General features: G+C 39.1%; 19 protein-coding genes and 1 tRNA gene. 7 read left to right on the forward strand and 13 right to left on the reverse strand.

All coding sequences use genetic code 11. The annotated features are described in order from the left end of the window. Nucleotides 1-69 precede the first annotated feature (69 nt). Both PQ461_RS03315 and PQ461_RS03320 read left to right on the forward strand, forming a co-directional pair. A complete protein-coding gene (locus PQ461_RS03315; RefSeq protein WP_274208214.1) occupies nt 70-381 on the forward strand; it encodes a hypothetical protein in 312 nt (103 codons plus the stop codon). 103 nt (nt 382-484) lie between these two features. Next, complete coding sequence (locus tag PQ461_RS03320; protein ID WP_274208215.1) at nt 485-640, forward strand: hypothetical protein; 156 nt, start codon at nt 485-487, stop codon at nt 638-640. Nucleotides 641-740: 100 nt separating this feature from the next. Here the strand turns inward: PQ461_RS03320 and PQ461_RS03325 are convergent, their stop codons facing one another. Genes PQ461_RS03325 through PQ461_RS03335 form a run of 3 tightly spaced genes read right to left on the reverse strand, consistent with a single transcriptional unit; the run spans nt 741 to nt 3,354 of the window. Beyond that, nucleotides 741-1,340 (reverse strand): DUF8188 family protein, encoded by a 600-nt coding sequence (locus PQ461_RS03325; protein WP_274208216.1) that lies wholly within the window; start codon nt 1,338-1,340, stop codon nt 741-743. Between the two features lie 2 nt (nt 1,341-1,342). Then, entirely contained in the window at nt 1,343-2,395 is a 1,053-nt protein-coding gene (locus tag PQ461_RS03330) for a PAAR-like protein (RefSeq protein WP_274208217.1), read from the reverse strand. 2 nt (nt 2,396-2,397) lie between these two features. Continuing rightward, nucleotides 2,398-3,354 carry a hypothetical protein gene (locus tag PQ461_RS03335; protein WP_274208218.1) on the reverse strand — a complete coding sequence of 319 codons (957 nt, stop codon included), beginning with the start codon at nt 3,352-3,354 and terminating at the stop codon, nt 2,398-2,400. A 312-nt stretch (nt 3,355-3,666) separates the two neighbouring features. On the opposite strand from PQ461_RS03335, the gene PQ461_RS03340 reads away from it, so the two are divergent. Beyond that, nucleotides 3,667-4,206: an STM3941 family protein gene (locus PQ461_RS03340; RefSeq protein WP_274208219.1), complete on the forward strand. Its 540-nt coding sequence runs from the start codon at nt 3,667-3,669 to the stop codon at nt 4,204-4,206. 58 nt (nt 4,207-4,264) lie between these two features. On the opposite strand, the gene der is transcribed toward PQ461_RS03340, so the two are convergent. Beyond that, entirely contained in the window at nt 4,265-5,566 is a 1,302-nt protein-coding gene (gene der / locus PQ461_RS03345; RefSeq protein WP_274208220.1) for a ribosome biogenesis GTPase Der, read from the reverse strand. A gap of 132 nt (nt 5,567-5,698) precedes the next feature. Next, nucleotides 5,699-6,577, reverse strand: coding sequence for a GTPase Era (era, locus tag PQ461_RS03350; RefSeq protein WP_274208221.1), 879 nt, complete (start codon nt 6,575-6,577; stop codon nt 5,699-5,701). Between the two features lie 83 nt (nt 6,578-6,660). On the opposite strand from era, the gene PQ461_RS03355 reads away from it, so the two are divergent. The 3 genes from PQ461_RS03355 (at nt 6,661) to PQ461_RS03365 (ending at nt 8,335) form a co-directional block, all read left to right on the forward strand. Further along, nucleotides 6,661-6,737 (forward strand) — tRNA-Met (locus PQ461_RS03355). Between the two features lie 367 nt (nt 6,738-7,104). After that, on the forward strand, nt 7,105-7,329 hold the full coding sequence (locus PQ461_RS03360) for a helix-turn-helix domain-containing protein (protein WP_274208222.1): 225 nt from the start codon (nt 7,105-7,107) through the stop codon (nt 7,327-7,329). After that, on the forward strand, nt 7,313-8,335 hold the full coding sequence (locus tag PQ461_RS03365) for a MamI family restriction endonuclease (RefSeq protein WP_274208223.1): 1,023 nt from the start codon (nt 7,313-7,315) through the stop codon (nt 8,333-8,335). The genes PQ461_RS03360 and PQ461_RS03365 overlap by 17 nt, the downstream gene beginning before the upstream one ends. Here PQ461_RS03365 and PQ461_RS03370 read toward each other — a convergent pair. Both PQ461_RS03370 and PQ461_RS03375 read right to left on the reverse strand, forming a co-directional pair. Beyond that, nucleotides 8,313-9,215 carry a DNA-methyltransferase gene (locus PQ461_RS03370; RefSeq protein ID WP_274208224.1) on the reverse strand — a complete coding sequence of 301 codons (903 nt, stop codon included), beginning with the start codon at nt 9,213-9,215 and terminating at the stop codon, nt 8,313-8,315. The genes PQ461_RS03365 and PQ461_RS03370 overlap by 23 nt on opposite strands. Nucleotides 9,216-9,312: 97 nt before the next feature. Then, complete coding sequence (locus PQ461_RS03375; protein WP_274208226.1) at nt 9,313-9,705, reverse strand: winged helix-turn-helix transcriptional regulator; 393 nt, start codon at nt 9,703-9,705, stop codon at nt 9,313-9,315. A 57-nt stretch (nt 9,706-9,762) separates the two neighbouring features. Between PQ461_RS03375 and PQ461_RS03380 the strand changes: the two genes are divergently transcribed. Beyond that, the gene (locus tag PQ461_RS03380; RefSeq protein ID WP_274208227.1) at nt 9,763-10,392 is read left to right on the forward strand and encodes an NAD(P)H-dependent oxidoreductase; all 630 of its coding nucleotides are present in this window, start codon (nt 9,763-9,765) and stop codon (nt 10,390-10,392) included. A 119-nt stretch (nt 10,393-10,511) separates the two neighbouring features. Here the strand turns inward: PQ461_RS03380 and PQ461_RS03385 are convergent, their stop codons facing one another. The 6 genes from PQ461_RS03385 to PQ461_RS03410 form a co-directional block, all read right to left on the reverse strand. Next, nucleotides 10,512-11,090, reverse strand: coding sequence for a hypothetical protein (locus PQ461_RS03385; RefSeq protein ID WP_274208228.1), 579 nt, complete (start codon nt 11,088-11,090; stop codon nt 10,512-10,514). Then, on the reverse strand, nt 11,083-11,598 hold the full coding sequence (locus PQ461_RS03390) for an RNA polymerase sigma factor (RefSeq protein WP_274208230.1): 516 nt from the start codon (nt 11,596-11,598) through the stop codon (nt 11,083-11,085). The genes PQ461_RS03385 and PQ461_RS03390 overlap by 8 nt, the downstream gene beginning before the upstream one ends. 241 nt (nt 11,599-11,839) lie before the next feature. Beyond that, on the reverse strand, nt 11,840-13,780 hold the full coding sequence (locus PQ461_RS03395; RefSeq protein ID WP_274208231.1) for a sigma 54-interacting transcriptional regulator: 1,941 nt from the start codon (nt 13,778-13,780) through the stop codon (nt 11,840-11,842). A 30-nt stretch (nt 13,781-13,810) separates the two neighbouring features. Next, entirely contained in the window at nt 13,811-16,066 is a 2,256-nt protein-coding gene (locus tag PQ461_RS03400; RefSeq protein WP_274208232.1) for a tetratricopeptide repeat-containing sensor histidine kinase, read from the reverse strand. A gap of 242 nt (nt 16,067-16,308) precedes the next feature. After that, nucleotides 16,309-16,989, reverse strand: coding sequence for a YoaK family protein (locus tag PQ461_RS03405; RefSeq protein ID WP_274208233.1), 681 nt, complete (start codon nt 16,987-16,989; stop codon nt 16,309-16,311). A gap of 5 nt (nt 16,990-16,994) precedes the next feature. Continuing rightward, nucleotides 16,995-17,468, reverse strand: coding sequence for a Dps family protein (locus PQ461_RS03410; protein ID WP_274208234.1), 474 nt, complete (start codon nt 17,466-17,468; stop codon nt 16,995-16,997). Between the last annotated feature and the right edge of the window lie 84 nt (nt 17,469-17,552).

Raw genomic sequence — 17,552 nt, forward strand, 5'->3', positions numbered from 1 at the left:
AATAAGGTATTTTAACGGTATTGTAGTTATGGTGGTATATATAATTTAGTATAACTAAACCATCATAACATGAAAAGATATTTTATAACCTTACTGTTCGTCTGCCTTTGCCAGACGATGTTTGCCGGTCCAGGTCAGTTTAGAACTAAGCTGGATGCAAAAGAAAAAGCCGATTCATTGAAAAAGGCGATTATTGCCAAGCAGGACTCTTTAATACTGATCGACCAGCAAATCCTGAAAATGGCGCCAGGCGCAAAAAATGCAGATGTGCTAAAAAAGCAAAGCGATACCCTTGCCGATCAGCTGAAAGTGTTAAAAAAAAGTGCAAAGCATGCAGCCTGCACAAACCGCAAGCGCGGAAATCCAATCAACAACACTTAGTATTGCTACACTTGTGTTCGGCGTAGTTTTAATATTAATTGTGCTATTATTTAAGAGTGCTTCACAAGCTAATACTTTTCCAATTTATAAACTCATTGGAATTATGTTTATTGGAACTGTGTCGGTATTTTTAATACCTGCCGGTTTCGATAATGCACAAATAACGCCTGTTGTAGGCCTTTTAGGTACACTTGCCGGTTATCTTGCCGGTTCAAACCATAGTGCCAATACCGGTAACACTACTACTCAACCTAAATAATTTCGCCTGCGTAGAAAGTGGCCTGATAAATTAAGTCTGGCCACTTTTTAACATTAATAACACTGGCAAATAGATTTATACTTATGAGTATTAATTGGACTTACTTCCCACCCTCAAATCTTTTCTTAAAATCCTCTTTAGGCATAATATATTTTAAATAAAGGAGAACATTATGTTCGTATTCGGCTTGCGTAGGCTCTATGCTTTCGTATCCGTTTACTGATTCCGGAGCCTCTGAGGTAATTCTAATAGGTTCTTCTATCCCTTTGAAGCTAAAAATAGGAACTGGGTTTTGCTTGGTTCCGTAAGCCGGATTATCAAAATCTTCTTTATTAGCATAAACCATTATATGCTTATCCAAAAGATGTGGCAGTATGTAATTTGTATATTCCATGCTCTTATCAAAAATCCTTAATGAGAAATATTTTTTACTAATGGAGTCTTGGAAGTTAAATACAAATATCTTTCCCGATAGGGCTTTATAACCTATTAGGCTGAAGCCAGTATTATAATGTGTGTAGTCAACAGTATAATTATGCTCAAATCTATCAATTGGCATAATTTCTAATTTGATGATGTTGGTATAGTATGACTTAAAATACTTTTCTGCATCATTCTCTGGACTGTGTGATACTTTATAAAGAACTACAAAGAAAAGAATCACAAATAATAAAAAGAAAAATGGTTTATATGCACTCATAATTATTTAACGGATAAAACATTTATACCATTTTTTCTATCACTGTCACTCGCCTCTTGCTTAGCTTTTCCTGCTTCTTCTGCAAAATGTTCTTCTAATTTATCAGAAGCGTAGCCAACCGTAATATTAGCCAGTACTCCGCCAATAGCCGTATAGCCGCTAAACTTACTTCCTTCTTCAAAGCCTTTAAGGTTTTTGTTTGCTATAGCAATTCTAAATGCCCCTTCTAAACCCTGGGCAGCATCGCCGGTTACTTCTGCTGCCGCACTTTGGTAGCTACCTTTTAAAAGGTTCCACACATTTTTGTTCACTATGGCACCCTTGCCAAAAGCACCGGCAACACCGTCTGTAATTGCTGCCCCGCCAATATTGGTAGTAGCAGCATTTTTTAAAACTTCGTTTGATGAATTACCAGCTGCTTCGGCAGGGAAATACATACCAGCGGTTAAGCTTGCAGCTAACACAGCAGCAACAGGTGCCCCGGCGGTAGCTGTTCCTACAGCACCTATAAACATCTGGGAAGTCATTTGAGCTAAAATCTCGTCGTTATTATTCCTGCTTATCTCCTTAGCCGCATCAGCTGCGATGGCCGGATCCATAATGATGCTGACTACACCCTTTTTAGGGCAGGGCAAGGTAGAATTATGAAGTATGGCCTGCTGACCTTGTATAAAAACTGTTTTATTGTAATCTTTCCATTTCACCTGCAATGTAGCATCGCAGTCGTGCGCCATTTTATAAATAGCTGTGCCTCCGGCAATAACGCTCACAGCGAGGGCTGCGATAATTACCACTGTAGCTAAGCCGCCTGTAAGTACTATAGCGGCACCTATAGCTATGCCTATGCAAAGCGCCTGAAAACCGCCCCACAATTTGCCCGATACCTTGCAGCTAAAAGTATTGGATAATTTAGTATCAACAAGGGTTAGTAAGGGCTGATTGTTACTTTTATGTATAACGATGTATGAGCGTGTGGCTTTTATTTCCTGCGGTGTGCTGGTGGTCATGTTGGTACATATCACCTTGGTGTTTTGCGGTACATATGATTGCGACATGATTATTCAATTTTTCTAAGTTTGTAATCGATCAGTATCTCAACGTTATTTTTCACCGCTTCTGTAATGTTTACATCTGAGGTTTCAATCCACTTCCCGGCGGTATCCAGCAAGGTTTGTTCGGTAATTTTTACATCGTATTCAGAGAACCGATATTGCACTACAGGTTTATACTTTTGATCGTATTGTTTTTCTATCTCAGCACTATTGTAGCTGCCGGGCTTCAGTTTGCCGGTTTTTGAAAGGCTTACACTATCCGCTGTTTCACCGGTTATTTGCTGAGTAAAATCGAGGGTCGAGGTTTCGCCTTCAAATAACTGCGAGTAAAACGGCCGCGAATACGGCTCGAATGCATTATTATTGGCTACCAGGTGCTTATCGAAAAACAGATCGTAAAAAAGTTTGGTATTCAGGTCTTCGATCAGGTTTTTTTCGTTAACAATAATACTTTCACAAACAGTTAGAAATTTCAACAGGTTGTTTTTAGTCTCCGGGTCACGCAAAAAGCTGTATTTATCCAATACTGCAGCTTTATGCTTTTTCCATTTTTCAATAATCTCCTGGTGATTAAGTATGTGCAGTATTTTACCGGTTTGCATATTTACCTGCGCCTGCACGTCGCTTTTAACCAGGTCAACATCGCTTACCATCGCAATAGCATCTTTAAAGGCCTCAGGGTAAACGTTAATAATGTTTTCTACCAGAGTTACATTCACCCATAAACTATTACCGGTTCCTTTACGGGTAACCAAAAACTCACGACGGGTTTCCGCATGGCTTTGCACAATGCCATTTAAGCGGGTCATTGTCATTTGTTCTACACGGTAACGGGCTTTTTCTTCGGGTAGGTTTGCCAAACTTTCTGTTTTGGCATTGATAGCGATTTGAGGCTTAACTGTTTGAACCGGAGCAATAGGTTGATAGTCCGCTTCATCTTCAAAAAACTTAAATTTGCTCATAAGATCAGGTACTGGGGTAACACACCATTAATCTGTGCTTAATAAATACGGTATATTTATTAATTTGTTTTACGGCAAGTATATATAAATATATTTTAACGAAATTTGGTACTCAAGTGTTATACAGCTAATTCCATTTGAAATATCTTGATTTAACAAGTTTGCCTTCTGCCGAAAGGGTTGCCTAATAAATCATTAATTAGTTAATCTCCAATCCCATAATGGAATATATAAGCATTAATAAATTTCAGATTAAAAACATTTATGTTTTAAGTAGAGTTAAACAGATACTTAATCTAACCTATTCTACTTATGGCAGAGACAGTTATTGAATATGATAATAAAAAGCGTGTTAAACTTTTAATTGGCTTTTTAATAGGCGGGCTTGTTTTACTGGCTGCCTTTGCCTATCTGCTTTTCTTTTCAGAAAAAATATACATTTATTACGTACTGTTATCTTTAGCGTTATCAGTACTCTGTTTTTTTGCAGTGTTTACCGTTATTAAACAACTGTTGGATAAAGATCAAACCGCCCTGCTTATAAACGATGATGGCATTTTATCAAGAGTTACACTTGATGGACGTAAGGTAGGTTTTATACCCTGGAGCGATGTTAATGAAGTAGCGGTTATTGTAGCATATAAAAACCGGGCTGTTGCTATAAAAGTAAAAGATAAGGACAAGTATCTTCCCAAACTTGCTAACAAGACAAAGGACAATTTATTAGCGAGAGAAGGCATTGTTGTGAACATCCCGGATGATGAAACTAAAATCAGCCTTGACGAAATACACGACATTGTGAAATCTTACTTCGTAAAATATTATTCATACGGGGATAAAAACCCGATATAAAAGAAAAGGACAAAGCTTTAATTAGTTTGTCCTTCTATCTTTTGTCTTTTTGTATTTATTATTTCTGCCTGAAGAAGATCTGCACCGGCACACCACTGAAGTTAAAGTTTTCGCGAAGCTTGTTTTCTATAAAGCGGCGGTATGGTTCTTTAACATATTGTGGCAGATTACAGAAAAAGGCAAACATTGGCGATACGCCATTAATCTGTGTAATGTATTTGATCTTAACGTATTTACCTTTTAATGCCGGCGGCGGATAGTTTTCTATAATGGGCAACATTACATCATTAAGCGTACTGGTTGGTACTTTTTTGCTGCGGTTTTCATAAACCTGGTTGGCCGTTTCAATAACCTTTAGCAAGCGTTGCTTTTCATTAACAGATGTAAATACAATAGGCACATCGGTAAACGGCGCTATTTTCTCGCGGATCTGATCTTCAAAAACTTTAATGGTCTTATTGTTTTTTTCAATCAGGTCCCACTTGTTTACAACAATCACGATACCTTTTTTATTTTTCTCTGCAAGGTGGAAAATGTTAATATCCTGCGACTCCAGTCCTTCCACGGCATCCACCATCAGGATCACCACATCGGCTTCTTCCAAAGCTTTGATGGTACGCATCACCGAATAAAACTCGATGTTCTCCTTTACCTTGGTCTTTTTGCGTAAACCTGCAGTATCAACCAGCATAAAATCATGCCCGTACTGGTTATAATGGATATGGATACTATCGCGTGTGGTACCTGCAATCGGGGTTACAATGTTGCGGTCTTTACCGATCAGGGCATTGATCATGGATGATTTGCCAACATTGGGACGGCCTACAATGGCATACTTGGGAAGCGTATTTTCCTCTACTACTTCATCATCAAAAGCTTTAACCACATCGTCAAGCAATTCGCCTGTGCCAGAGCCCGTCATGGATGAAATATTATAAACCTCGCCTAAGCCAAAGCTGTAAAATATACTCGACTCATGTACCTGGCTGGTATTATCTACCTTATTTGATACTACAAAAACAGGCTTTTTACTGCGGCGTAAAAGCGTGGCAATCTCATCATCCAGGTCGGTAATGCCTGTGGTCACATCCACCATAAATAAGATAACCGAAGCTTCTTCAATGGCAATAACTACCTGCTCGCGGATAGCGGCTTCAAACACATCATCGCTGCCTGCCACATAACCGCCGGTATCAATAACGGTAAAGTTACGGTCGGTCCATTCGGCTACACCATAATGACGGTCGCGGGTAACGCCGCTCATGTCGTCAACAATGGCTTTGCGGGTTTCGGTAAGTCGGTTATATAAAGTCGACTTCCCAACATTCGGACGTCCGACTATAGCTACTATATTGCTCATATTTTATAGAATCAAGAATCAAGAGCCAAGAAACAAGACATATTTCATTAGGCTACATGATTCCACTTAATTATAAATTTTACAAATCAGGAAAATGTCTTAATTCCTGATTCTTGTTTCTCATATCTGAAATCAGTCTTCGTACCCGAACTTTTTCAGGTAGTTTTTTTTGCTGCGCCAGTCTGGAATAACTTTTACAAAGGTTTGTAAAAATATTTTACGCTGGAAAAAATCTTCCATACTGCGGCGGGCATAGGTACCAACAATTTTCAGCATGTCACCGTTTTTGCCGATCAGTATATTTTTTTGCGACTCGCGCTCCACGATGATCTCTGCGCTGATGCGGTAAAGCTTATCGCCCTCTTCAAAGCTGGTGACAATTACTTCGGTGCTGTAAGGAATTTCTTTTTTGTACTGTTTAAACACCTGCTCGCGGATCATTTCGGCAGCAAAAAAGCGGTCGTTACGATCAGTCAGAAAATCTTTTTCGTAATAAGCAGGATGCTCGGGCAGGTTTTCGGTAATGAAATCCATGATGCCCTGTACATTATGCTGCTTTAATGCAGAAATGGCAAATATGGCCTTAGGGTGTAGCTGCTCTTCCCAGTAAGCAATTTTAGCCATCACGGCTTCCTGTGTGCTTTCATCTATTTTGTTAATCAGCACAGCTACCGGGGCTTGGGTATGCTGTAATTTAAGTACTACATCGCTTTCATCATACTTTTCGTTGACATCGGTAACAAAAAGTATCAGGTCAGCATCTACAATTGATCCCTCCACCTGGTGCATCATGCTTTCCTGTAATAAATAAGCAGGTTTTATAACACCGGGCGTATCAGAAAAAACAATTTGATAGTCTTCGTGGTTAACAATACCAAGAATGCGATGCCGGGTAGTTTGCGCTTTGGGAGTGATGATTGACATTTTTTCGCCTACAAGAGCGTTCATTAACGTCGATTTACCAGCGTTGGGCTTACCAACAATACTCACAAAACCTGCCCGGTGACTCATTTTAATTTTTTTTTTTTTACTTTTTATTTGGAGTACAAAGAAACGAATTATATCTTTGCAGTCCAATAAAAAAACAAACATAGTGCGGGATGGAGCAGTTGGTAGCTCGTCGGGCTCATAACCCGAAGGTCGTAGGTTCGAGTCCTGCTCCCGCTACCCAAGAAAAGAAAAGCCTCTTAGAGAAATCTGAGAGGCTTTTGCTTTGGTGTTTGAGGTAAGCCCAAGACACATTAAAGACCTCCGAGATATGCGTAATATTTTCCTGTATCATCTGTATATCAGTTAATATTATCGGCATTGTAATTGTCAGCTTTTAACAACAGGTTATGCTACATCATTTTAGTATTTTTTCCTGTCTTTATAAACCAAAAGCCAACAAAAAGAACTTTACGGCAATCTCTATGAGGACGTTTTTCTCAATTCGCGTTTCCGCTTAAGTAAATCTCTTCTTCTATATATACAATGCTAACTTTAGTATGTTGATTTCGATGCCTACTATAAATAGCTTTACTAGCTTTAATCTTTTAATGAGCAAAGAGAATATACTACATGCCTTTGGTGAAAAAGTGAGAGAGCTTAGAAAACAAAAAGGTCTCTCTCAAGATCAGCTATCATTTAAAGCTAGTCTACATCGAACCTATATTGGTATGATCGAACGAGCAGAGAAGAACATAACTCTTGTTAATATTGAAAAGATTGCTAGAGCATTAAATGTCAATATTATAGAACTATTTGATGATACCCAAAAGTGACCTTATAACAATAGGAGATAATGTAAACAAGATTGAAGCATTATTACAAGAGTTAGTTCTACAACCCAGACTTAAAGCGTTGGAGTGGTCAAAAGTTACTAAACAGACTCCAAACATGAAAATTGGATATCCAGGCCAACACTTAGCTTCTTTGATAACAGGTATAGAAGGTGCTAGAACAGGTGCAAGAGGCGATGATCTAAGAGATGGAACAGAAGTAAAATCATGCAGTAGAGTTGACCAACTTGATACATGTAATTATTGCGGCAATAAAGTTTTACGAATTGAAACGATTTGTCCACATTGTGAATCTACCAATATAAAAAGGATGGATGATAGCAAGTGGTTGTTTGGTATTAGATCGGAATCAGAATTAAAGTTGCTTACTAAAGATATAGATAGAGTATTTTTGACGATTGCCGACTATCCACATTTTAGGTCCCACAACTTTGATGTTATACGTATTCAAGCATTTGAGATTTGGAATAACACAGATCGACATAAGCACTTTGAAACACTTATGTCTAACTATTATTACAAAATTTTCTTAGAGCATAAGAAACGTAATGCAAACAAAACTCCGGCACCTAAAAACTTTTGGCCTTTTTCATACCAATTTTATCTTTGTAACCCTGTTAAAGTTTTTAACTGTATTGTAACTAACGCTAACACCAATCCAACTATCAAAGTAGATCACTTCGTAGATCCATTTCATGATAGATCAAACATTCAACCTGAAAGTATGCCTACTATTCTTTTAGATCCTATGGAAATAAAAGAATTGATTGAAAATGTTCCGGAAGAGATGATTGTTATGCAACTCTCTAAAGGGTTTGATTATTCAGATATACAAAAGACTGCAAGGCAACGAAAACTGGATTGGACTGAATTGACGTCAATGCTGCCATGTATTAATGAATCAACAAGGGCTTATTTAAAATTACGAGATACTGATATAATATCAGTAGCCAAATCATTATATGCTAGACGAAAGCAAAGTTTTTAAGAGGGTTTTGGATTTTTTCTATACGTTGCTTTATCTCCTCATAGTACTTCCCGTCTAATTCAAATGCACAGTATTTTCTCTTTAATTGGATTGATGCTATGACGCTAGAGCCGCTCCCTGCAAAAGGATCAACAACCAAGTCTCCTTCATTACTGCTAGCAAGTATTAAACGTTTTATTAAACTTAATGGCTTTTGTGTTGGATGAACCCTATCTTCTTTATAAAAGTCTATATCGCGCCATACATCAGTAAGACCAAGCTGCGGATTAAATGTTTGGGCAACCTTTTCATATGGCAAATTAAATCGAAGAATAGTTTGTAATTTAATCCAAAGGTCTTTAGTAGGGAATTGTTCACATACGTTTTTACCGGTATATATACTCCACATTCCACCTCCATTACTTTTTACACCCAATGCTTCATTTATTTGTTTGGCGCTTAGCTTTTGAATGCTTTGATGTTCTTTCAAGAAAGGCTTAACAAATTGTTTATTATCTTTAATTATAAATAATATACTTTCAGTAGTGTTTGGAAATAACTTATAGTTTTTAGTTGCTCGTCCAGAAACGGAGCGTAACCCTTTATCTACAAGGATTTGTTGCCTTAGATCTAGTTCCATCCTTTCAAAATGAGGAATTAACAAAGCTAAAGTCCTAAAATATCCAAATAAATAGAAGGTTCCTCCATACCGCAGGACTCTCGATACTTCTTTTATCCATTGATTTGCCCATTCAACATAATCATGTTCCGTTCTCCATTGGTAATCCCATTTTTCCCCTATTACTTTCCAGTAAGGAGGATCAGCAATTACTAAATCAACTGAACCTGTTTCAAGCTTCTCTAGCTCCTGAATGCAATCTCCTAATACAATAGTGTTCATGCGCTAATTATAGTATGCAAATTTATTCTAATTCTTGTAAATTTCAAAAATAATCTTAAGTAGGTATATGAAGTTAATAATTACTTTATAAATATTATTATAATTCCTCTTTAGCAATCACTTCTCTTTGGGCTTCTCCCCATTGCGCCAGCACGGCAATAATTGTTTTGGTTGATTCCCCGTATTTTGTCAGCTCATAAGTTACCGTGATAGGCTGGGTGCTGTTCACCGTACGTTTCACCAAATGGTTAACTTCCATTTCTTTTAATTCTCTGCTTAGTACTTTGCCGGAGATGCCCTTAATATCTCTCAACAGGTCAGAGTACCGCTTTGGGCCAAATAATAAAGCCGCTATCAGGTGTATTTTCCATTTGCCACCAAGAATGTACATGGCATCATGCACACCCATTATGGCTTTTCTGCACTCGTGTGATGGTATTGGAGTAATTGTGGGCGTGGTTACCTCGATGTCACTATGATATTTTGTCATTTGGTGACAAAAGTAAATCAATAATGCTCAACTTTGCTCATTAAAAAATTAAAAAAGATGAATATTATAGATACCCTTAAGTGGCGTTACGCTACCAAAAAATTTAATGAACAGAAAGTAAGTACTGCTGATTTGAATACTATATTAGAAGCTACCAATTTATCAGCTTCTTCAACAGGCCTTCAACCTTACCGCGTTTTTGTTGTGGAGAATGACGCGCTACGGAAACAACTTGCAGAAGGTTCATTTAACGCTCAGATTGCGGATTCATCGCATCTTTTGGTATTTGCTGCCTTTGAAAAGGTAACTAAAGAACAGATAGACGCCTACATTGCTTATGTAGCAAGTGAACGTAACATCGCTGAGGAGGCCCTGGCAGATTTTAAAGCAGCTTTGGTAGGCGGACTACTTTCAAGGTCTGATAAAGATAACTTTGACTGGGCTGCAAGGCAAGCTTACATTGCCTTAGGAACTGCACTGATTGCTGCAGCAGAATTAAAAATAGACTCTACGCCCATGGAGGGTTTCGATAACGCAAAATTTGATGCTTTGCTCGGACTTACGCAAAAAGGCCTTAAATCAGTAGTTGCTTTATCTTTAGGTTACCGCGATGCTGAAAACGATTATTTTGCAAGCTTTAAAAAAGTAAGGATCCCGCTATCTGATTTTGCAACTTTTGTAAAATAACACATCCTTGTAGACTAATTACGCGGAAGCCTTTGATGTAAATCAAAGGCTTTTTATGGGTTTTAAGCTTTAAAGGCATAAAATACATTTGCGCATATTAAATATTTCCTACCTATGAACTAAAACCCTGCACGCATGGTGTTAAGTTCCTGAATGGAGTCGTCTATTGATATCAGCCTTTTTTTATTATAACGACGTGAAGCCCAACTGATGCCCAAAATGTAAAAAGTAGTTAATATAATAGACCATGTTTGCAGCAAACCTTTATCAGTAAATGTTAAAATAAAACCACACAAGGCAACCCATAATAACAAAACATATATCCATACATAAATGCTTAGTACTCTACGTTGCCAGTCATATTTCCGGAGCTGATAATCGACGAATTCTGTTACAGGCATATCACCTTTTTGCTGATTAAATCCTAAACTTTTCCAGGTAGTTACTAAAAACATAGTTAAAATCAGGTATATAGCAATAATGCTCTGACTAAATAGCCAACCGTATTGATTATGATACTTATAATAAATGCAGCCAGTAATTACAAAGGCCACTAAAAAGCTAAGCGTCAGAAATACGTTTACAGTTAAAACCTTTAGCTGGCGGTTTCGCCATTGATTATCCAATTGCTTAGTAATTACCTGTTGGTTAACAGGCTGACCCAGCCAATTTTGCCGTAGTTGTTCAAAATTATCCATGATTTATTTTATTGATTAATTGAAGTAAGCGTGACTTGATCCGGTTAATTTTTACGCCGGTATTGCTGATACTTGCACCAGTGATTTCCGAAATCTCTTTATAACTCTTTTCTTCCAACACAAGCGAAATAATTAACCGTTCTTCCGGAGGCAGCTGGCTTATAGCCTGATATAGTTGCTGAAGTTGGGCTTCCTGCTCGCGCTTCACGGTCAGAGTTTCTTCATAAGGCAATTGTAAAGATGCCGGCAGGGGCAGGTGTTGGTTCCGTTTATGCTTTAAGTTATAACTGATGGCTGTGTTAACAGCAATCCGGTATATCCACGTACCAATTTGTGATTGTCCTTTAAAGTTTTTAAGGCTTTTCCAGATCTGGTATAAAATTTCCTGGTACAGGTCATCAGCTTCATCTGTATTATACAGGTAGGCGCGGCAAATACGGTAAATACTTGGCTTATGGTCTTTAACCAAATCATTAAATAAGCTTTCCTGTTGCTGAGGCTTGTACACGGTTGAATTTTAGGTGTTAGTCAGGAACAAATTTGTTTTATTACAAAAAATAAAGAAAAATTTTAATTGACTATTTCATGTTCGCATGGCTAAACGAATATTTCAATCTTTAAAAGATATTTATTGCGCTGTCTGGTTTGCAATCTCATACATATATGTCTTCAAATAGTGCAAATAATTACATTTACTTAATGGAGATAGAATCTATCAAGTAAGCTATTAGCATATAATATTGCGCGCATTATTTTACAAACTCATATTTAATACCCAGCTTTTTGATCTTTGAGTTGAGCGTTGTAGAAGGGATGTTCAGCATTTCGGCAGCACCACCGGGGCCAAAAACTTTTCCGTTGCAAACCTTTAGTATGTTTAATATGTGTTCCCGCTCCATTTCTTCCATAGTGAGTATGCGGATACCAGGTTCTGCGTTGGATACAATGGATCCGGGTAATTTCGGAATTTCGATATGATCGATCATGCCATCCTGCGTTAGCAGCACGCTGCGTTCAATAAGATGTTCCAGCTCGCGGATGTTACCCGGCCAGTCATAATCAGTTAATGCCTGTAGGGCTTCGCTGCTGATGCCGGTAATTTCTTTGTTTGATTTTTTCGCCCAGCGGTCAAGGAAATAATTAACCAGTAGTGGTATATCCTCTTTACGTTGCCTCAACGCCGGAAGCTCAATGGGGAATACATTAAGGCGGTAATACAGGTCGAGCCTGAAACGGCCTTCTGCTACTTCTTTTTCGAGGTTGCGGTTGGTAGCCGCTATAATCCTTACGCTGATCTTCTTTTTATAGTTCCCGCCCAAACGTTCAATTTCTCTTTCCTGTAATACGCGCAGCAGTTTCACCTGTGCCTCCAGCGGCATTTCGCCTATCTCGTCTAAAAATATGGTACCGCCATCCGCCTGTTCAAACTTACCGGTACGCTTATCTGTAGCACCTGTAAATGCGCCGCGCTCGTGACCAAACAGTTCCGATTCTATCAGATTGATGGGCAATGCGGCGCAGTTAACCGTAACCATAGGCTTGTTTTTTCTGGGCGATAGCTTGTGTATGGTTTGCGCAATTCTTTCTTTGCCTGTCCCGCTTTCGCCCATAATTAAAACCGAGGTTTCGTCGGGCGCAACAATACTTATTTTGTCAAATACAGATCTAAGCAGTGGGCTTTGGCCAATAATGCCGTTAAAGCTTTGCGCTGCCGCCTGGCTGGATATGTTTACCGGTGTTGCTTTTGGAATGCGCGCAACAGTCGTTTCGGCCTGCTTTTTAAGTAAAATGTCACTGATTATTTTTTGTAAAGCATTTTCGTTCTTTTGAAGCAGGTCCATTTGTAAGGTATGATAACCTTCAGGTTCGGTGCTGTAAAATTTTAATACATAGTTATAGCGGTTTTCGTCTTTTATGTGGTAATAAAGTGCAGACTGATATTTAAAATGGTCGCTTAGTGTTTTCAACCATAGGTTATCCATTTTAAGGCGACGGAACTCAAAGTTATTATTGATCTGGTTCCTGACCTCATCCGGGTTTGTCTTCCACGACCGGTAATCACGCTGGGTTACTCCGGTCATTTCAAGCATGCCATTAAGCGTATGTGCCTGAAAAATATTCAATGGGTTTTTAACAAGATAAACCTGCTCTTCTTCCGCTGGCGATTCGTTTTTGGAGATGTTTAACAAGCCAAACGGAATAATACTTTGTAAGGCAGTTGCCGCCTGTTTCAGTTTTTCTTCCCTGCTGTCCGCTTTATTGATGATCTGGTCTATCTGCTCAGCAAGGCTTAAATCTTTTGGCCGCTTAAACTTCAAGCTTTGTTCGTGCCTGTAAAGCGCAATATCGAGCATAATCAGCAAATCCTTTTCCCTGAAGGGTTTTACCAGGAAACCGTAAGGCTCGGTAGCCTTGGCTGCCTCCAATATGGCCTGGTTGGTATTGGCAGATATATAGATGAACGGTATCCCCATTTCGCTTAACTGCCCCGCCAGGTCAATACCCGTTTTGGTGCCCTGCAAAAATATGTCCAGCAGTATCCAGTCGGGATTTTTAGCCTTGATCAGATCCAGCGCCTTTGCAACTGATGGTGCAATGCCGCAAACCGTATAGCCTGCCTTTTGCAGCATAATGCGCAGGTCATTGGCTACAATAAATTCGTCCTCAACTATTAAAATATTTTCTTTCATGTCATTCCTCACTCAATATCCTATTGGGGATCAGGATATTTCCGTCCCTAATTTATTAAATTCAAGGGCTTTAAACGTTACACAAACTTTAAGCCCGTTATTGTTTTCCAGGTTAAGCTCCCCGTCAAGTTGCTGGGTAAGTCCCAGCATCAGGCTCATCCCGAGCGAACTTGTATTATAAGGATCAAAATCTTGTGGCAAACCAGTTCCGTTATCAGCTATACACATCAGGTAGCTGCCCTCTGGTGCAGGTTGAAGCAAAACATCAATCCGGCCGCTTTGCACATCTTTAAAAGCATATTTAATGCTGTTGCTAATCGCTTCATTCATAATCAGGCCCAGTGGTACGGCTTGCGAAACATCCAGCCTGATGGGGCTTACTTCAAAGTCTATCTTTATGTTTCGGCTTTTACCAAAGCTGTCGCTCAGATATTCAACCAGTTCCCTGATGTAAACGGCCATATCAATGGTCGACAGATTGTCAGACTGATACAGTTTCTGATGGATGAGCGACATGGTTTGCATACGGTGCTGGCTGTTTTTGATGGCATCCAGTGCGTCTTCGTTATCCAGGTAAGCCGACTGTGTGTTCAGAAGGCTGATCACAATCTGCAGGTTGTTCTTAACCCGATGATGGATCTCTTTAACCAGCCACTCTTTTTCTTCTACCAGTTTTAGCAGCTGATTATTCTGCCTGTTTATTTCAGCCTGCTTTACGGTGAGTAATTTATTGCTCTTGTTCTTAAGGCTGTAGCGATTATAAATAAGGCCCGAAAAGATCATTAGCAGGATTAGCCCCCCTATAACGGCATTTCTTAGAATAGTTTCATTGCGGATACGGTTTTGCTGCAGCTGCCCATTCTGTTGAAGTACGATGATGTCGCGGTTCTTTTTGTCGATATCAAACTGGAACTGCAAAATAGAAAGCTGCTTTTTCAGATCCAGGTCTTTAATTGAATCGCTTGCATATTTGTACTTTTGAAAATGCCCCAGTGCGGATACCGCTTTTCCGGTAGCAGAATCAATTCTCATCCAGTATAATTCATTTGTTGCAATAGTGGTCAGGCTATGCCTTATCCGGGCCAGGCTATCGTTTGTTTTTAAATATGGATATGCATTTTGATATTGGCCGCTTAAAAAATAATACCTGATAATAGGCTCGTTCACAAAAGGCGCATAGCCAAACTCGGTACCAAAATCTTTATAGTAAAATAGCAATGAATCAACATACCTTTTGGCTTCAGGCAACTGATGCATTTCCATGTATATCTTGGCAAATAAAGAAAGAGCAGTTATTTTAAGCCTGGTGTTGGTATTTGGCGGATATTTGTGGGTAACGGCAATAAGTTCCTGCAGCGATTTTTGAGCTTTATGCGTACCGAGTAACAAAATGATCTGATTAAACTTGATCTGCTGAATGGCATCTTCCTGCTGATAACGCAGTGCTACTTCTAATGCTTTCTGGTAATAATAATAAGCTTCGTTTGTCTTTTTTAAGTTATTGTAAGTAATAGCTAAACGATTATAGATCGTACATAACTGCATACTGGTGTCGCGCACCTGTTCGGCAGTTCTTACAGCCATTAAGCCATACTTTAAAGCCAATACATCATTACCTGTACGGGCATGTAAGTATCCCAGTAAATCATACGCCCCTTGCAGTTCTTTAAAATGAATGGATTGATAAATAGCCAATGATTGTTCTACTAACTTTAAAGCTTTGGCATTATCTGCCTGCAAGTGATAGTAGTCGCCCAGGTTCTTTAGGGCATCTGCTTCTTCTTTTTTATAATTCCCTTTGGCATAAAGCGGGATTGCTTTTTCTGTATACTTTATCCGCTCGGCCAGGTCAGCACTCTCAATTCCTAAAAAATCGCCCAGGGCCAGCCATGCATCAGCGGTTTCTTTCAGTAAATGATGATCAATGGCAAACTGCAGTGCGGTTTTAGTCAGTGCTAATGCTTCGGGTTTTTTGCCCATCTCTCGATATATCTGGCTTCTCAGAATCAGGCTTTTGCTTAAGCCAGCGTTATAGTTCAATTTTAAACTTAACTTTCTGGCCTGTTCGTTATAGAACAACGCACTATCCATATCCTGTTTTAACTCGCCGGGTTTAGTGAGGTAAAACCTTCCGGCGGCAACAAGCAGGCCCACTTTCAGGGTATCGTCTTTGCGTTGGACTAATTGGATTTTTAATTCACCTATAGTGGGTGCTTTTTGTGCAAGGCAAAAGTTAAACAAAAAGCATAGCAATAACAGGATAATGTAATAGGGCGCTCGTATCATGTATATTATGCTTTCTTTGACTTAGTTTATAAGCAAGTAGTGTAGTGCACTATCTGTTTAATTTGGTTTATAAGTGCAGATATCGCAATTAAAGTACCATGCATTTAAGGCAATGACAATCAGGTGTTTAATCTTGAACTTTAGAATGATGTGTGACGAAATATCGTGAATTTACCCTGACGAAATAAAGAAGAAGCGATTTTAAAAAAGAGAGCCTTGAATTTAAACGGCTCTCTTTGAAATTAAGTTAAAGCAGCGGATGTGTTCCGTTCTGTACTGAAGTAACAAATAATCATTCCGGCACCGGGCAGCATAATAACGCTTAGTCCAAAGTGTCCGGCCAGCAGTGCGCCTGTGATACACCCTATTAAAAAGCCGCTTATAGTGATACATTGCTTTTTAAGGCTTTCTAAAGAAAGGACATCTTTAAAGCCAGAGCTTATCCAGCTTCCAAATTCGAGCGAGGCCTGTGTAACGTTACCCGTCATCATGGTTGTAGGTCCGTAGGTTTCTTTTGCATAAAGCTTACCAAAAGCATTTTGCAACCCCATTGCAAAAACAACCAGCATTACTACCAGATAAGTTTGCCATACCAGCGCTGATGTATGCAAAAATATTTCTGAAATAAGGCCGCTGAAAAGCAGGATGATCCCCTCTGTAAGTAACACCTTGTACCGGTTTACAGTGCGGCTTGCAATTATCCCGCCTGTAATTACAGAAATAATAAATACCGGAAATGTAAGTAGTTTAATCCATGCATGTGTATCTGCATTTTTTACAAACTGGTATGCAAAAACAATAAAGTTGCCTGTTACATGAGCAGAAAATATAGAACCTGCCGATACAAAGGTTACGGTGTCGCAATACCCTGCCACCATTGATAAAATCAAGGTGACCATCCAAATGCTTTTTTGATTTTCCATTAAGGTTATCGTAAATGCGACCTCAGCATCCAGGCCATTTTCTCATGGGTTTCCATAAGGCCTGTAATGTAATCGCTGGTGCCTGCATCTTTATAATCGTTAGCAAACACATTGATGTTTTCGCGCAGGTGAATAATCAGGCTTTCGTGATCGTTCAATAACTCGGTGATAAAACCAATGCTGTCATTGCCATTGTGCAGCGTTTCTGATAGATGCGTTAATGCTAAAAAGCCTTTTAAGGTAGCCGGCGAGTAATGACCAAGTGATCTGATCCGCTCGGCCACGCTGTCCATGATCTCATCAAGTTGCTGGTACTGGCTTTCAAAAAACAAATGCTTGCTGTGAAAGTCGGGGCCTTCAACGTTCCAGTGCGCATTCCGGGTTTTGGTGTAAAGTAGAAATTCGTCTGCTAAAATCTTGTTAAGGGCATGAGCTACCTGGGTAAGATTTTCTGCTGAGATACCGATGTTTGGTTGCATAGTAATAATTATTTAAAGGTTAAAATGTAGTGTCGTTATGCTAAACTACCCATAGCAGTTTCGCCGGGAACTGCTATTGATGAA

Origin of the sequence: Mucilaginibacter sp. KACC 22063, from assembly GCF_028736115.1 — a bacterium.
In the GTDB taxonomy this organism is placed as follows: Bacteria; Bacteroidota; Bacteroidia; order Sphingobacteriales; family Sphingobacteriaceae; genus Mucilaginibacter.

Bases quoted from the DNA above. Each gene is read 5' to 3' on its own strand.
- PQ461_RS03395 (WP_274208231.1), bottom strand. From the start codon at position 13,780: ATGAAAGAAAATATTTTAATAGTTGAGGACGAATTTATTGTAGCCAAT.
- PQ461_RS03370 (WP_274208224.1), bottom strand. From the start codon at position 9,215: ATGAACACTATTGTATTAGGAGATTGCATTCAGGAGCTAGAGAAGCTT.
- PQ461_RS03330 (WP_274208217.1), bottom strand. From the start codon at position 2,395: ATGTCGCAATCATATGTACCGCAAAACACCAAGGTGATATGTACCAAC.
- PQ461_RS03320 (WP_274208215.1), top strand. From the start codon at position 485: ATGTTTATTGGAACTGTGTCGGTATTTTTAATACCTGCCGGTTTCGAT.
- PQ461_RS03410 (WP_274208234.1), bottom strand. From the start codon at position 17,468: ATGCAACCAAACATCGGTATCTCAGCAGAAAATCTTACCCAGGTAGCT.
- PQ461_RS03400 (WP_274208232.1), bottom strand. From the start codon at position 16,066: ATGATACGAGCGCCCTATTACATTATCCTGTTATTGCTATGCTTTTTG.
- PQ461_RS03405 (WP_274208233.1), bottom strand. From the start codon at position 16,989: ATGGAAAATCAAAAAAGCATTTGGATGGTCACCTTGATTTTATCAATG.
- PQ461_RS03335 (WP_274208218.1), bottom strand. From the start codon at position 3,354: ATGAGCAAATTTAAGTTTTTTGAAGATGAAGCGGACTATCAACCTATT.
- PQ461_RS03340 (WP_274208219.1), top strand. From the start codon at position 3,667: ATGGCAGAGACAGTTATTGAATATGATAATAAAAAGCGTGTTAAACTT.
- der (WP_274208220.1), bottom strand. From the start codon at position 5,566: ATGAGCAATATAGTAGCTATAGTCGGACGTCCGAATGTTGGGAAGTCG.
- PQ461_RS03360 (WP_274208222.1), top strand. From the start codon at position 7,105: ATGAGCAAAGAGAATATACTACATGCCTTTGGTGAAAAAGTGAGAGAG.
- PQ461_RS03375 (WP_274208226.1), bottom strand. From the start codon at position 9,705: ATGACAAAATATCATAGTGACATCGAGGTAACCACGCCCACAATTACT.
- era (WP_274208221.1), bottom strand. From the start codon at position 6,577: ATGAGTCACCGGGCAGGTTTTGTGAGTATTGTTGGTAAGCCCAACGCT.
- PQ461_RS03380 (WP_274208227.1), top strand. From the start codon at position 9,763: ATGAATATTATAGATACCCTTAAGTGGCGTTACGCTACCAAAAAATTT.
- PQ461_RS03385 (WP_274208228.1), bottom strand. From the start codon at position 11,090: ATGGATAATTTTGAACAACTACGGCAAAATTGGCTGGGTCAGCCTGTT.
- PQ461_RS03325 (WP_274208216.1), bottom strand. From the start codon at position 1,340: ATGAGTGCATATAAACCATTTTTCTTTTTATTATTTGTGATTCTTTTC.
- PQ461_RS03365 (WP_274208223.1), top strand. From the start codon at position 7,313: ATGATACCCAAAAGTGACCTTATAACAATAGGAGATAATGTAAACAAG.
- PQ461_RS03315 (WP_274208214.1), top strand. From the start codon at position 70: ATGAAAAGATATTTTATAACCTTACTGTTCGTCTGCCTTTGCCAGACG.